Genomic DNA, 14,347 nt, shown 5'->3' with positions numbered 1-14,347 from the left:
ACAGATAATCAAGCAACCAGTTGGGGTCCTTGCTGAAATCGTCCTGACCAGATGCTAAATTGCGCGCAGATTGAAGCCGCCCCTTGGGCGGGACGGCTTCAGTGGCACAGAGGCAACCTACACAATGATCCCGACGCGTTTACGTATGGCATCAAAGCATTGACGCTCAACGAGCTCACCGTTCAGAAAAACAGGGCGCAGTGCGTCATGACCGGTTGGTATGTTGCCTTGCGGGCGAACCACGAACCGACCACTGTCGGTTTTCATGACACCAAGTCGCCCCTTTTTCGAAGTCTTGGAGCCTAATGCAGTCACCGGGTCCTTGAATACGTCCCGCCACACTCCGTTCACGCAGATCGCCGACGTTTTCATGGAATAGGAAAAAGTATCCCGATCGAGTTTCTGCAACAGGCCCGCCCCCATACCAAAGGCGATATTCCCGACCGCAAGCCCGCGTTCGATCATCTTCTCCATGATCTGAACAATTGAGACCTTGTTGACACCATCGCCCTGGATGACACGCACCTGCGCAGGCAGGATGCGGTAGCCGTTAACGGTTTCCGAAAAGCCGAACTTCTCCATCAGCGCTTCGATCACCTCGGGCACGATCTGCAAGGGATCGCCGCTGTCCGGACGCACAACCAGGACACCTTCACGCGCCATGACAACATCACGCAACGCGCTACCCCAATAGTCGCGCACCGCGCGCATCAGGTCATAGCTGTCAGAGACACACGCAATGATGCCCTGCGGATTATCAGCCAGAAACTTCCGCATGAAATCCAGTTCGCCATCCAAGCCGAAGGTGGTTACGGTGCTGTGCTCAGTCGCCGGAATCGAAAAACCCGCCATTTCCGCGCCGTAGACATTCCGAGCCAAAACCAGCCCCCCGACAGTGTCCGTCCCTATCGAATTGACCAGGTGCGCTGCACCACCGAGGGCCGCGCTTTCGGCACTGGTTGCACCGCGGGCGCCGAAGTCGTGCAGTTTAAAGGCAAGACCTTCGTCACTGCCATCCGTCTGGATCAACCGGTCACGAATTTGGCGTACCACAAAGTTCGAGATGGTTGCGACAGTGCTCGGATACCACACCGCGCGCAGCAGGCGAGTTTCGAGAAAACCCGGCAAGGCCCAACATTTTGGATCGGTATTGACGATCCTGACCTGCGGGATGGAAACCGGGGCGATCGTTCCCTCGGCCAGTGCGTCGACCTGCACCGGCAGACGCCCACCATGCGCATCGATGATGTGTTGAAACATCTCAACATAAAGCGAAAGCCCGTGTGCCTCGATAAACGGTGCAGCCTCATCCACCATGGCCTGGGTGACGACTTGCCCTTCGAGCTTCATAAGCTCGGCCTGCAGGCCAAAGAACAAAACCTCATCAATCTCACCATCCGCACGGCGCGGCTCGATATAGGCAAAGGCGTATTCAGTTCCTTCGGGAAATTGCTTGGGGTGGCTGTACTTGTAGCTGTCGGTGTCCAGCAAGAAATTGCACGCGTCGACGGTGTTTGCAAATTGTGATGTTTGCATCATCATGGCTCCAGTCCTCCTTGGATTGGATATGTTGAGCCACGCCGGACCTCCCGGCGGGCTGGGGATCACAGGCCAAATGGGCCTGTAAATTCAGTGCATGCGGCTCATCAGAACCGAGGAGTAGGCAAAGGGCACATTGGGCACCAAAGCCTGAATGATGTCGAAATGGTCTTCGAACATAACATCCGGGGTCAGTTGGTTGACCGGCATCCAGAACGCGCGTTTAGCATCATCAGCGCCTTTAACCTTTTCCTGCGCCTTGCCGTCGATCAGTTCGAACTTGAAGGCTTCGGTGCGCACCCAACCCCGTTCCGAACGTTCAGGGTGATCAAACACCTGCCGAGCAGCGATCCGGCCCTCAAGAAGCTTACGCGGGATGTTGAGGCGGGTTTCCTCTATCAACTCCCGGATTGCCGCTTCCTGAGCGGTTTCTTTCTGAAGGTGCCCCCCGGGCAATGCAAAAAGCCCCTTACCCGGCGCATTTCCCCGTTCGACCAACAAGATATGCCCGTTCTGCACCACAACGGCGTCCGCGCAATCAGCGGGGATTTCATAGCCAAAAGCAGCGACTGCTTTTCTGTAGTTTGCGCGGTAAGCCTGATTATACGCAGCCTCCGCACGAATTTGCGCCACGGCTTTCGGGTTCTGCTCCATCCAGGACACAATCTGATCGGTTTCAAGATCCCCGAAGGTCTCGCGCAATTTCGCAACGGGTGTTTTGTCAAGGAACAACCCTGCCCGCATATCTGTAGCGTTTAAAACAGTGCTGCCGCAGCGTTCGGCCTCAACCGAAACGGCGTCGAACTCAGGGAACCAACGCAGATACCGACTGCTCTCGTCTTTGTCGTGACCAACAAGCACTATTTTGACGTTGGCTTGCGCAATCCCTTCGGTCCGCAGGTGCAGATCGATCGCCGTGCGCACATTCCCCGCCCAGGTCTTGTCGTCATAAAGCGTGTCGATCAGGGGCAGACAGGTGATCTTTGACTGGTGCCCCGCAGCTGTCATCGCATTCGAGATGAACTCTGCCCGTTCGGTCCATTTGAACGCGTTCTTCTCCGTTCTCGGACGGAAAGCAGAGCCAATAAGAACCAGTGTTTTATCTGAGATGTGTGAAGCATGGTCGAACAGTTTCCGATGCCCTTTGTGAAAAGGCTGAAACCGTCCAATGATCACTGAAAGCGTGACCTGTGTCATAGCGCGACCTCCGCGTTATCAATTTGTGTGCAAGACCTCCTTGCACGCAGCTTTAATACGCCCCCGCGACTCGTCAGTCAATCTGAGGTTGACAAATGTGTCTGAAACAGTGTGTTTCTGTCCGCCCTTGGTTGCCATTTTCCAAGGTAATCCGGGTCGTTCCATTACGATCATGCTTCGCTCAAACAAGATCATTAATCGTTTATATTCTGAGCCTTGCTTCGGTTGCGGACAGAGACACTTGAGGAAAAGCAGTTCGGTCTGACCGAGTGTTTTCATGAGTTTGTTAGCAAACACATCAGCGTCTACGCGGATATGGGCTATTCGGTCAAAGACTTCCAAACACAACTGCTGTCTTTGGCCTGTGGATGGTGCAGTGCATGCTGAACATCTAGGCCGACTTTATTCTTGGCACTGACAGGGAATACGAATACGGACTTACGATCTGAACCCCAACCGAGGCTATGACCGCCAGGGATTGGACGAAGACAATGGTACCCAATCACACGATTGTTTAAGAGCAGCCTCAGCGATGCCAATGAGCCACCGCCGACTTGGGTTTGCCACCCTTGTAGATATCGCCGGGAGAGGAATAGAACTTAAAACGTTGACGCCTCGTGAAGCGGATGTGCCCTTCCCTAGTCAACCGTATCAAGCGACGCCACACCGTAAGCAAAGGCGGTTAATCCGTCCCCAAGGTCGACGCGCGTTTCGAATGACGCGCTTTCAAGTTTCCTCAGAAACGTGGCCGATCGCTCGATCAGAACTGATTCAGATTGACGCAATGCCTGAACGCCGGTGCCGGAAAGCTCATCAACAACAGCTTGATGTTCGGGTTTCACTTGGTTTCCCACACATTTTCCAGTCTCATTCCAAAGTCTTCGTGTGACCGGACCAGAAGTAATACTGGTTATCACCGGACCCGAGAATGAGTCACCGTCATCGATATCGTTATCCCGAACCAGAGTTTTGATCGTCTCGCCCATGATACTGGCGCTTTCTCGAAAACGCATTTCCGAGATTTTCATCACCTCATCATTCAAATACTGATCATGATCCGGTAAATCAGCATCGTTCAAACATTTCTTCGCAACGAAAATCCAGTCGTGAATTATGTAGGCTGGTCCATATCCCCACGCATTGAACCCTCTTGCGGATTGAACAACGCGTGGAACTGAACCACCGTCGGTATAGAAGGCTTTGGGCTGGATCACTTTGCTGTTTCCGGAAGGATTTGCAGCGTCGCTTCGAACAAAAGTCAGTTCTCTACCTTTTACGGGCACGTACAAGAACTCTCCGTCCCCAAGAAAGGATGCATCGTTGGGGCCGACCCACACGACCATTACAAGGCCGCTAAATTCCCCTCGAGGAATATCATCGTAAGGAACGCTGACACAGCCGCTCAAAGCCAGTAATGCACAAAAACCAAGGCGTTTCACAATCTGTCCTCTAAATCAAATTAACCAAAGGCAGTTTCCAGACCCCCTCTTTCATCGTCAATAGGCGGGTACTCTCAGGTGAAATCCTGATTTAGCTGCCACAATCCCTGTCATTCCCAAACAGCCAGAGCCGATCTGAAGTATTGATCTGCGGCCCAATCCGGTCTGTCAACAGCACCCAGCAACACTGACATTTGCTGCATCCCGAATTTCCTCTCGTTTCAGGCATCTAAGGCTGCCGAAATCTCAATTAATCCGGTTTGAAGGTATGGATACCTGCCACTGCGCCCAGAAAGGTAGGTCGAGCAGGTTTGAGCAGAATGACGGATCAACAGTTCTTGCGCTGTCATCCACGCCGAATACGGCAATACGGATGTCAGCCGCATGTCTCTGTGCCCAGAGCTTCCCTAAAACTGCTCCCTTGCTTTAAGCTTGAGCGCTGCCCCGACTATGCAAGCGTGACATTGACGGTAGCCTCTAGCCCTTTGGTGCCGGTTCCGTAGGTCATGGATACGCTTTTCGCCTGCGCGTCCGACATGCGGCGAAACAAACCGTCGCGTTTGTTTTCGGCATTCCCTGCCTCGTAGAATTGCGTGGTCAGCACTTCGCGCCCTGCATCATCAAAAACCTTCACATGGATATGCGGCGTACGGCCGGGGTATTTGCCCGGCTTGATGGTGCGAAAGGAATAACGCCCCTGCCCATCGGTAATGTCATGACCAAAACCCTGAAATCCCTGATCGTACGCGACTTTTCGGCTGTCCCCTGGGTGCAGGTATTTTCCGTTCATGTCACATTGCCAGATTTCGATCCGATGCCCGGCAAGCGGATTTCCCGCAGCATCAAAGATCTGCCCGTTCAGGGTAAAGATCTCGCCCCCGGCTTTGCGCACCAGGCCCGAGATTTTGACCAGATCATTGTCGGTATCTGGGAATCGCATTTTTGGTTCCGGATAATACGGGCCTTCACTGGCCCGTGGTGTCTGTGGCGCGGCTGCCGCAGTTTTGGCCAGCGCAACATTTCCCCCGACGGCCAGCAGCCCGGTCAGGATTTTCCGACGTGTTCGCAATACCTGTTTCATGACAGCTCCTCTCGAAACCCGTCGAGGTGCCAGCCGGATGTGGCTGACACCTCTGTGCCCAAGGGTATATTATCAGATATCTGGCCTCTTGCCCTTGTGCGGCGATTTACGGCCAGGAAACTTCTCCCTCGACAACCTTGGCGCTCAGTTCCAAATCTCCTACGTTTTCAAAGTTCGGATAAGCAGCGGTCATAGCTGCGATCAGCTCAGCCGAGTTTTTGGCCTTTTCTGCCGCTGCTTCAAAGACCGCAACGTATTCTTTGGTGAAGGCAATGATGCTTGCGTCTTCGGCGCTTTCACCGATCACGTGGCCGGGGATAACACGCTTGGGGTTCAGAGCCTCGACCTGACCCAAAGTTGCGCCCCACTCATCGCGGCTTTCGGGGGTTTGGTTGTCAGCGATCCAGACATGCAGGTTTTCATACAAGGCAACACCACCCAATACGGTTTTCTGCGACGGAACCCACAGGAAGGTGTGCGCTGGGTCATGACCGTCTAGGCCGATGATGTCCACAGCTTCGCCATCAACGGTCAACTGATTGCCTTTCAGAACATCGGGCACGACTTGTTCGGTCGGTGCATTGCCTTCCAGCTTGGGCCCCCAATAGTCAAACTTGATCTGGATGGTCTCGTTAATGCCTTTCACGGTCGCGGGGGTAGCGACGATCTTGGCCTCGGGGAACGCTGCATTGATCGTGTCCAAACCGAAATAGTAGTCGGGGTCTTTGTGGCTGATGTAAATGGTGGTGAGGGTCTTGCCGGTGGCTTTGATCATCTCAACCAGCTTTTCCGCATCGTCTTTTTCAAACTGGGCGTCAACCAGAATAACCTCGGTCGGACCTTCGATCAGGTTCGAAGACACGGGAAAAAAGCTTCCCGCGTTCGGAGTGAAATGCGTGATCGTCAGGTCGGCGGCGAAAGCTGCGGTCGACATCAACACAGCGGCAGTAGAGGCCAGAAACGTTTTCATGTTCTTTTCCTTTGGGTTAGGCGGCGAAAGCCGCGATCTGTTTGGGGGCTTTGTAGAAATTGGGAATGGTGATCTGCTCGATCCTGCCGTTTTGTTCACGCAACAACGCCGGTACGCCCTGAAGTCCGCAATGGGCCATCAGAGCAGTGGCTTCGGCGCTGAACTCAGCAGCCATTCCAGCGCCGTATTTCAACGGAAAGGTGACACCAAATTGTGCGAGGGTCTCCAGAATCTCAGCCTCGGCGCTGGCTGAAACACCTTGGACATAACGGGCTGTCTGTAGTTGACGTGCCAAAGCCATTTCCACCTTGGCGCGCTGATCATGGACCAGAGCAGCCGCCTGCGCGGACAGGCCCGTTTCAAGCACTTCGTCCCGGTTGCCCAGCACTTTTTGACGGTATGCGTCGCTGAAAACCTGCCCGCTCAATTGGGCAATCAGCCGGTCATATTGCAGTGCGATCCGGCCAAACCCATCGCCTATCCGATGCGCATTTGCCCCATGAAACAGGGAGCAATGCATCACGGAAACTTCGGCACCGCTATCCATCAACGCTGAAACAACAGGCGCGGCGCCGTAGCACCAGCCGCAATACGTATCGTAGATGTAGATGAAACGCGTCATCGCGGTCTCCAATTCGTTCGAAACCACATTTAAGGGGATGAGATTGTAGTCTAAAGGCAACCTTTATAGACTAAGCGTCAGTCAAAAGGTGACAATCAGTGAAGAAGCCAAACCTCAACCGTCTTGAGTATTTTGTGGCCATTGCCGAAGCAGGGTCCATTACTGCCGCAGCAGAACGGATGCGCATCAGCAAGGCGGTGGTCAGCAAGCAATTGCAACTGCTTGAGCAGGAATTGGGTGCGACTTTGATCATACGGAACTCTCGCCACCTGAAGCTGACGGAGACTGGACAGTCGTTCTTTGAAGCGGCGAGGGCATCGGTGGCCCAGGCTGAAGAAGCCTATGAGATGGTGCGGCACGGACGTGCGGAACCCTCGGGGACGTTGTCCATCACGGCACCGCTTGACCTTGGGGTGACGTTCATTTCACCCATGGTTGCCGAGTTTCAAGCGACCTACCCATCGGTGACGATCAATCTGACGCTCAGCGATATGCGCATGGATCCTGTCGAGTCGCGATTTGATGTGGCGTTTCGTGTTGGCTGGCTGTCAGACTCCTCGAACATTGCGCGCAAGCTGGCCGATTTCCAACAATTCGCCGTGGCATCGCCTGTGCTGATCGAAAAGTACGGGGTGCCCTCTCATCCTACCGATCTGGCCGCTTTCCCATTTATCGAACACCGGGCGCTGCCAAAGCCATCAAGTTGGAGCTTTTCGTCACCATCCGGCGAAACAGAGCGGGTCACGATGAATACCGCTCTTTCAGCTGATGAGACTGCGGTGATCCGAGCTTTGGCCGTCCACAGCGCGGGCATATCCATTCTACCTGACTTCTTCGTGCGCCAGGAACTGTCAAGCGGCGCGTTAACCCAACTTTTGCCTGACTGGCAACTGCGGTCTGGGGGCATCTATGCCGTTTACCCCCCGACGCAATTTCGATCTGCGGCCACCCAGAAATTTACTAATTTCCTCGCCAAAGACCTGCGTGCGACGATGAAATAGCTTGGCAACAGGGCCGTTCAGGATTGTGATGTCAGGCAAGGCTTTAACCTCTCCTTGCGACGGCCAAACTTCTTAACTGATTGCAATATGACGGTCGCCACGATCACCAAAATCACACCTGGCCATGTCGCTGCGGGAGGCATGGCCGCACCGAATACCAGCCCGATTATAAGTACCAGCGCAGGGTTCAGAAACGTATAGGCCGCAACCCGGGTCGGCCCGATTCTGGTAGTGCTCCACTGAAATGCAAAGAACGTGACGATCGTGGTGAAAATCGACAGGTAGGCGATACCGGCGAAGACTTTGAACGGGATCACAGACCATTGGATACCCCCCAATTTGGGAAGCGATAGCAAAAGCAGCCATATCGAGCCGGTCGCGAGGATCCAGAAGGTCATATGGGCCATTGGCTCGCCCCGGTGCAAGAGTTTTACTAGCGTTGCATAGGCGGCAAGCGCGATAGTACCGGCGAGGAACACGATGTCACCTGCACCGAATTCAAGCGCCATAAACGCATTGGGATCACCCCGGAAAATGACCCAGATCGCTCCTACTGCCCCAATTGGCAGGGCAATATGTGCCTGCAGCGACATCCTTTCACGCAATAGTAACGCGGCGATGGTTGCCGTGATTATCGGGTTCAGCGCGAATATCGCCGCTGTGTTGAGGGCTGAGGTCATGCGCAGCGCAGTAAACATGCACCAGAAGAACGTGACCAACAGGATGCTGAGTACACCGTACCGCAAAAAGTCGGACGATTTGGGAAGAACCAGCCCGTACCGCCACAAAACGATGGGCGCAAACAATAGGGTCGCCAGAGTAAAGCGAATGAAGGTAAGCACAACGCTATCCAGGTCGCCTGTTATCGCAGCCGCGACCGGAAAGGACGTGGCCACCAGAACGGTCGCCACCAACATCAAGCCGTGAACTGGCAAGTCTGAGACGGAATTTATCGGTTGCGTCGGCATCGCGAACTCCTACTCGGCTGCAATCGTGCTGAAACGGGTTGGAAATGGACCGGAAAAGGAGATCTGTTCCAGAGGCATGCGCCCACTTGGCACTTCCCGCGTTTTCAACTCCTGCGGCAAGCGTCCAGCGCCCGCCTGACGCCCGATCGCGATCCCAATCTCAAGCCGGAAACGGTCCGGCAATTCCAGTACTTGTGGCACCCGTTCAAAGACAAGGCCTGCCATCGCATGAGCGGCATATCCGAGTGCGGAAGCCTGAAGCGCAATCTGCACCCACGCGGCCCCTGCATCGAAACTGTTGTAACGCGAGGCTTTCTCGGGCCGGTTTTCGTCGCCCGGCATCACCGTATCCGACACCAGAAAGACCAAGGCCGAGGCGTCTGTGGCCCAGTTTTGATTAAACGGGTCCAGAAGGGAAACAAAGGCCGACCAATGAACACTGTCCCGCATGGCATAGAGGAACCGCCAGGGCTGAACGTTGAAGGCGGAAGGCGCCCAGCGGCCGGCCTCGAGAATGGTCAGAAGATGCGGCTCTGGCATCGCTGAGGCGTCAAAGGATCGTGGCGACCAGCGCGACAGGAAAAGCGGTTCAATCGGATGGTCTGGGTTTCTTTCGGTGCGCATTTCAGGCTCTCATGTATGTTTGAATTCGATCTTCGTTCAGGACAGCGCGCGCAGTTGAGGCGCCCTGCCGATCTCATGCCAAAATACGCCCGTAATTCGTGGTGGTGAATTATGCGATTGGTGACTGCACTATTTACTGATAGTGAATAACGATGGATCGAATGACAGCACTCAATGTATTTCGCACGGTCGTCGAGCGCGGCAGCTTTGCAGCAGCTTCCCGCCATCTTGGCCTGTCACCAGCTGCGGTCAGTAAGAACGTTAGTGAGTTGGAAACGCATCTTTCCACGCGTCTGATCAACCGGACCACACGCCGAATGAGCCTGACCGAAGCCGGAACGCTTTACTTCGAGCGCGTTGTTCAATTTCTGGACGATCTGAACGACGCGGACGGGATACTCCAAGCCGCTCAGAATACGCCCAGCGGTCTCCTGCGTGTCAGCGCTCCGGTCACCGTATCGCTGGTCGGTCTGACGGACGTAATTCCGAAGTTCCTGGAACGCTATCCGGACGTGTCTTTGGACCTGAACCTTGATGACAGGAGGGTCAATCTGGTCGAGGACGGCTTCGATATCGCCCTCCGCGCGAGTGACAATCTTGAGGATTCAGGCCTGATCGCGCGCAAGCTGATGGTCATGGACCACGTGTTGTGCGCAGCGCCATCTTATTTCGACGCGCATGGACAACCAGAGAAACCCGAAGACATTTCCCAGCACAATTGCATTCAGTTCAGCTTATCGGACCATACCGCAAAATGGTCTTTCCAAAACGGCAACCGCTCGGTCAGCGTTCCGGTAAACGGCCGTTACAAGGTGTCCTCCAGCCTTGCAGTGCGCGATGCTTTGCGAGCTGGATTTGGCCTTAGCCTCATTCCCCGTATGTATGTCGAGGACGATCTTGCATCGGGACGGCTTTGTGCTGCGTTGGAGCACTGGGCACCAAACGAAACCTCACTTTACGCCGTGTATCCGTCACGGCGCCACGTTGTCTCAAAAGTCCGGGTGTTCATCGATTTTCTGGTTGAGGAGCTGAGCGCATAGCTTGAGCCCCCATTTTTCGAAGTTCACTCTTAAGTTTGAGCGAGTTGAACCTGATGAACTTTTCCCTTGTCATTGATCAATCACCCGAAAGCAGATCGGACGAGATTTTTTGCATTTTCTGCCGGTGCTTTCATCGCCAAGATCGAGAACCTGATGCACCACTTTGCGCAAGGGATGCGTCGTTTCGTGCAAAAGGTCAGCAATGAGACCCGAACTATAAATGAAATCCGCACGGAACTGAGTGACGTCAAAACCCAGGCTGTCACATCGTGCAGTTCCGAAAAGGCGGAAACCTGCAGAATGCCGCCGAATTGGGATTGGACCAAATCTTTCACTGCATTCGTTCAGTACAAGACGATGCACATACCCTCGTGCAGCCCTCGCGCGGCATGTCCGCCTGAAACCTCCGGAAATCTAAACTTTCGGCCTCCCACTTTACGCGCACAGAATTGGCGTCAGATACCCTAGACTGTGTCAGCCCGTTCCTTCCTCATCCCCCAAAATATGCCGACGGTGACAAGCGCCGATACAAAAAGAAACGAGAAAATCAGAGCGACTTGTTCCATCCGCCAACCTTCGATCACTTCTACCTGCAGGGGATCTTGCAACGAACCCGGGGCCGTCAGCTTGTAACGCCAATCGGCCTGGTCATCTTGTTCTTCGAAAGATGCGCGATACTCATCTGCCTCGTCCGGCTGTACCGAGTCCGCCACTACTTCAATTTCATAAGTCGCCGAGATTCCGTTTTCGATCTGGTTGCCGACCCGGCTGTAACGGATGTGCTGTGATTCAATCTGCAAGGGCTTCGGTGGATCAATGCGTAGGTCACCAACCAGCTCAATGTGGTGTTTCTTGAACAAAGGCTCCAGATAGTAAGGCGTCTTCAACTCTTCGTCCGGAAGCTCTTCCAGTTCGCCCTTTGTTGCATAGGGGTTGAGGTAGAACTTCTCCCAATAGCGCTTTTCCTCAAAACCCGCGTTAGGCAGGCCATAATGCTCGGTCGTTACCAGCAGGTTGGCGTCTTTGTCGTCGGTATAGTACAATGGTGTCAGACTGACAGCACCAGGAAAACGACCTTCATAATATTCAAGATATGACTCAGCACGATCGGCCAAACCGTCACGTGCAAGCTTGTAGCGAAACCAGTCTGCTTCTTTTCCGCGAAACGTAGTTTTTACGAAAAGCTCAGCCGCGTAGTCGTCATCAGACTTGAACTCATACCGGTCGTGCACTTCGTATTCCGGCGCTGGCGGCGAATACTTGGCTATCGAAACCAGCTCCGCTTCGCCCTGGGAAACAGGCAGACCCCAAAAGAAATCTGAGGTTGTGACTTTGGAGCCAATACCCCCCTGCAGCACATCCGTTGGATCAAGGAAGAACGTCTCCTCGCCATCAAACACCCGAACGATTGCATGGTTAAACAGATACGGTGAAGGCACATAGCTCGGTAAGTTGCGACCGTTGCTTGAATGAACAAGCACGACGTCAGATGTAATTCCCAACTCTTTCAATATGGACACCAGAAGGATCGACTTATCCTTGCAGTCGCCAAATTTCCTTGACCACACAGTCTCGGGCGTTCGTGGCAGGTATCCACCTGCGCCGATCTCGGTTCCGAAATACCTGATTTCATCCTGAACCATACGGAATGCCTGAGTTGCCATGAATTGAGTATCGCCTCGCGGCAACGAAGCAATTCTGTCCAGCAGGTCGCTGGGCAGGTTTCCCGGAAGATAAGACTGCCCTAAGTCCGCGAGAACATCTTCCCACTGCGTGTCGGTGACTACTTGGGTTTCGCCGAATACATCTTCCCAACGTTCTGTGTCGTCGGAGTAGTCTGGCCGCACTTTGTCACGATGTTCCCATCGATAATCGGTCCACCCATCAGAAATACGCACGTCGGGCTTTGCCGGGCCCTCAATTGAGATTGTTCGACCTTCTGGCACAAGCAACCGAAAGCGCTCCATCCTGCTCAGCGCACTTGGTTTTTCTGTAACCCATTCAAGATAGTGCGATTTGAACACACTGGGCTTGCTACGCACCGACCAGGCAAAATCCAGAACGTCACCGACCTGCAAATCGGCAATCGTGGCATGCAACGTCAAAGTTCCATCCAGAATCCCTGCTTCAATTTCCGTCTCGCGGCGAATGCTCAGGAATTCGGTGTCAGACAGATCGGAAACCTGTCCATTTCTGATCCGGTGAAGATGATGGAAAACGACGCTGTCTTCAGACGGATCGTAAGACAGGTTTACCGTGCCGGCACTTTCAAGCCCGGGGCGCGCAACGACCTGCAATTTGTAACGACGAAAAGTGGAATAGCCGTCTTCTTCAAGCCGAACCTGTTTGTCATAAAGGATGTAAGCGATACCTTTGGAGGAATGATCGTCGGAGTCGCTGGCCTGCATTTCAATTCCGGTCTGATCGACCCAATCGGGAACAGGGGTGTAGTCTGCGCCATTGGCCAACGCCGAGGAAACGAAACTCAAAAAGCCGAGCATTGCCAGATAAACACTTGTCTTCATGAGATTCTGAGCCACTTGCGGTTCTGGTCCTGAGCACCCCAGGACCCACCTTCTGGAGAAAAGCCCGCAGACACGAAATGCTGACGCAGGGCATCGGAACATGGCAGAACGGCCAATACCTGATCCCCGCCGCGTATCGTGGCCCAACCTTCGTCTTCCTCGACGATGGATATAGCCTGATCATCGAATGACCGTTTCAGGAAAACGCGTCGCACATCTATGCCACCACTCCGAACGCGATAGGCGGTTTTCCCGCAGCTGTATCCGGGTATGGCAGAGCCGAACGGCGACAGGCCCTTTATACGTCGTTTTACACCCTGCCAAAGCCACGGGATATCAAAGGCTAAAGCTGGAAGAAAACACGCACCCAAAAACAAGAACACAAGTTGTTCGCCAACGTTGCCTGCGTTGCGCGCGGCAACGACAAACAGACCTGCTACAAAGATATTCACCCCGGTTAAGAAAATATGTGAAACCAAGCCGATTGACGATTTCTTAGAGCCGCAAGATGTTTCGTACACGTCAGAGGGAAGTTCGAACACAGCCCATTCTCGACTGTCTTCGGGAAATCTCCAACCATCGGATGAAGTCTGCTTCTTTGATTTCCTGATTGCCCTAACAAACTTTGTGGCTTGCGATTTACCACTTGGGTGTGCCGTGTAGTGTATTTCCGGCCAGCGCTGCTTTACCAATATTAGGTCGCGCCAGCGGAACACTCTTTTTATGGACGCAAAATGCATCTCATCGTGAAGGTAATTATACTTCCAAGACAGGCCGTCACGGTTAACCGCGAACTTGACCAATCCCCGGCTTACACCGTCCCTAAAACCATCGTCGGGAGCATCCAGAGGCCGCTTGTGTCTTACGAGTAGCCGCCCAAGCCCATTGGCAGTGGACCAAGTCCAAACCCCAAAACCGCATACAATCACAGCAGACATCCAAATCTGTTGGTCTGAAGGTTCAAATTGCTCGGGCCAGATTGTCACCATAACGGCAGGCACGGCCTGATTGAGTACAGCCCATAGAATTATCCCGATTAGCACAAGAAACCCGGACGTCTTCCAAATGGCCTTTCGAAGCCAATACCTCTTGGCCATATTGTGATCGCGAAAATCCACAACGGCCGTAAAGGACAGCGACTGGTTAAAGGACTCTTGGTTCATCTATGTACTAGGTTCAAAAACTGATGCGCGTAACTATTAGGTTGAAACTCAAACTATGGTTGCAATGTGATGCAACTATGGCGGTGGCGTAAAATCCTGTAAATATTCAATTTTGCAACTTCTTTAGAGGAGTCGACATTGCGTAATAGCGTGATCCACGACACACACTCGATTGCTG

At 53.6% G+C, this 14,347-nt stretch carries 12 protein-coding genes; 2 read left to right on the top strand and 10 right to left on the bottom strand.

Going from position 1 to position 14,347, the window contains the following annotated elements; all coding sequences use genetic code 11:
• Positions 1 to 117: 117 nt before the first annotated feature.
• The 6 genes from ACXAGD_RS18590 to ACXAGD_RS18565 all read right to left on the bottom strand — a co-directional run bounded on the left by ACXAGD_RS18590 (position 118) and on the right by ACXAGD_RS18565 (position 6,848).
• On the bottom strand, positions 118 to 1,536 hold the full coding sequence (locus tag ACXAGD_RS18590; protein ID WP_475212760.1) for a nicotinate phosphoribosyltransferase: 1,419 nt from the start codon (positions 1,534 to 1,536) through the stop codon (positions 118 to 120).
• A gap of 93 nt (positions 1,537 to 1,629) precedes the next feature.
• Complete coding sequence (locus ACXAGD_RS18585) at positions 1,630 to 2,736, bottom strand: NUDIX domain-containing protein (RefSeq protein WP_475212759.1); 1,107 nt, start codon at positions 2,734 to 2,736, stop codon at positions 1,630 to 1,632.
• A gap of 638 nt (positions 2,737 to 3,374) precedes the next feature.
• A complete protein-coding gene (locus ACXAGD_RS18580) occupies positions 3,375 to 4,175 on the bottom strand; it encodes a DUF1353 domain-containing protein (protein ID WP_475212758.1) in 801 nt (266 codons plus the stop codon).
• Positions 4,176 to 4,623: 448 nt separating this feature from the next.
• Positions 4,624 to 5,256: a dioxygenase family protein gene (locus ACXAGD_RS18575; protein ID WP_475212756.1), complete on the bottom strand. Its 633-nt coding sequence runs from the start codon at positions 5,254 to 5,256 to the stop codon at positions 4,624 to 4,626.
• Positions 5,257 to 5,362: 106 nt separating this feature from the next.
• Positions 5,363 to 6,226, bottom strand: coding sequence for an MBL fold metallo-hydrolase (locus ACXAGD_RS18570; protein ID WP_475212754.1), 864 nt, complete (start codon positions 6,224 to 6,226; stop codon positions 5,363 to 5,365).
• A gap of 16 nt (positions 6,227 to 6,242) precedes the next feature.
• Positions 6,243 to 6,848, bottom strand: coding sequence for a hypothetical protein (locus tag ACXAGD_RS18565; protein ID WP_475212752.1), 606 nt, complete (start codon positions 6,846 to 6,848; stop codon positions 6,243 to 6,245).
• A 98-nt stretch (positions 6,849 to 6,946) separates the two neighbouring features.
• Between ACXAGD_RS18565 and ACXAGD_RS18560 the strand changes: the two genes are divergently transcribed.
• A complete protein-coding gene (locus ACXAGD_RS18560; protein ID WP_475212750.1) occupies positions 6,947 to 7,849 on the top strand; it encodes a LysR family transcriptional regulator in 903 nt (300 codons plus the stop codon).
• A 17-nt stretch (positions 7,850 to 7,866) separates the two neighbouring features.
• On the opposite strand, the gene ACXAGD_RS18555 is transcribed toward ACXAGD_RS18560, so the two are convergent.
• Both ACXAGD_RS18555 and ACXAGD_RS18550 read right to left on the bottom strand, forming a co-directional pair.
• Entirely contained in the window at positions 7,867 to 8,817 is a 951-nt protein-coding gene (locus ACXAGD_RS18555) for a DMT family transporter (RefSeq protein WP_475212749.1), read from the bottom strand.
• Positions 8,818 to 8,826: 9 nt separating this feature from the next.
• On the bottom strand, positions 8,827 to 9,441 hold the full coding sequence (locus tag ACXAGD_RS18550) for a nitroreductase family protein (RefSeq protein WP_475212747.1): 615 nt from the start codon (positions 9,439 to 9,441) through the stop codon (positions 8,827 to 8,829).
• Between the two features lie 161 nt (positions 9,442 to 9,602).
• Between ACXAGD_RS18550 and ACXAGD_RS18545 the strand changes: the two genes are divergently transcribed.
• Positions 9,603 to 10,481, top strand: a complete 879-nt coding sequence (locus ACXAGD_RS18545) for a LysR family transcriptional regulator (protein ID WP_475212745.1) — start codon at positions 9,603 to 9,605, stop codon at positions 10,479 to 10,481.
• A gap of 464 nt (positions 10,482 to 10,945) precedes the next feature.
• On the opposite strand, the gene ACXAGD_RS18540 is transcribed toward ACXAGD_RS18545, so the two are convergent.
• Positions 10,946 to 13,006, bottom strand: coding sequence for a DUF3857 domain-containing transglutaminase family protein (locus ACXAGD_RS18540; RefSeq protein WP_475212744.1), 2,061 nt, complete (start codon positions 13,004 to 13,006; stop codon positions 10,946 to 10,948).
• On the bottom strand, positions 13,003 to 14,169 hold the full coding sequence (locus tag ACXAGD_RS18535; protein WP_475212742.1) for a hypothetical protein: 1,167 nt from the start codon (positions 14,167 to 14,169) through the stop codon (positions 13,003 to 13,005). Before ACXAGD_RS18535 ends, ACXAGD_RS18540 begins: the two co-directional genes overlap by 4 nt.
• Positions 14,170 to 14,347: the final 178 nt, after the last annotated feature.

The organism is Ruegeria sp. ABF4_144, assembly GCF_056160045.1.
This window is presented reverse-complemented; position numbering and strand designations above follow the sequence as displayed.

What these genes read in the sequence shown, in the direction of transcription:
- ACXAGD_RS18540 (WP_475212744.1), bottom strand. Translation starts at nt 13,006, where the DNA reads ATGAAGACAAGTGTTTATCTGGCAATGCTCGGCTTTTTGAGTTTCGTT.
- ACXAGD_RS18575 (WP_475212756.1), bottom strand. Translation starts at nt 5,256, where the DNA reads ATGAAACAGGTATTGCGAACACGTCGGAAAATCCTGACCGGGCTGCTG.
- ACXAGD_RS18585 (WP_475212759.1), bottom strand. Translation starts at nt 2,736, where the DNA reads ATGACACAGGTCACGCTTTCAGTGATCATTGGACGGTTTCAGCCTTTT.
- ACXAGD_RS18570 (WP_475212754.1), bottom strand. Translation starts at nt 6,226, where the DNA reads ATGAAAACGTTTCTGGCCTCTACTGCCGCTGTGTTGATGTCGACCGCA.
- ACXAGD_RS18555 (WP_475212749.1), bottom strand. Translation starts at nt 8,817, where the DNA reads ATGCCGACGCAACCGATAAATTCCGTCTCAGACTTGCCAGTTCACGGC.
- ACXAGD_RS18550 (WP_475212747.1), bottom strand. Translation starts at nt 9,441, where the DNA reads ATGCGCACCGAAAGAAACCCAGACCATCCGATTGAACCGCTTTTCCTG.
- ACXAGD_RS18535 (WP_475212742.1), bottom strand. Translation starts at nt 14,169, where the DNA reads ATGAACCAAGAGTCCTTTAACCAGTCGCTGTCCTTTACGGCCGTTGTG.
- ACXAGD_RS18590 (WP_475212760.1), bottom strand. Translation starts at nt 1,536, where the DNA reads ATGCAAACATCACAATTTGCAAACACCGTCGACGCGTGCAATTTCTTG.
- ACXAGD_RS18545 (WP_475212745.1), top strand. Translation starts at nt 9,603, where the DNA reads ATGACAGCACTCAATGTATTTCGCACGGTCGTCGAGCGCGGCAGCTTT.
- ACXAGD_RS18565 (WP_475212752.1), bottom strand. Translation starts at nt 6,848, where the DNA reads ATGACGCGTTTCATCTACATCTACGATACGTATTGCGGCTGGTGCTAC.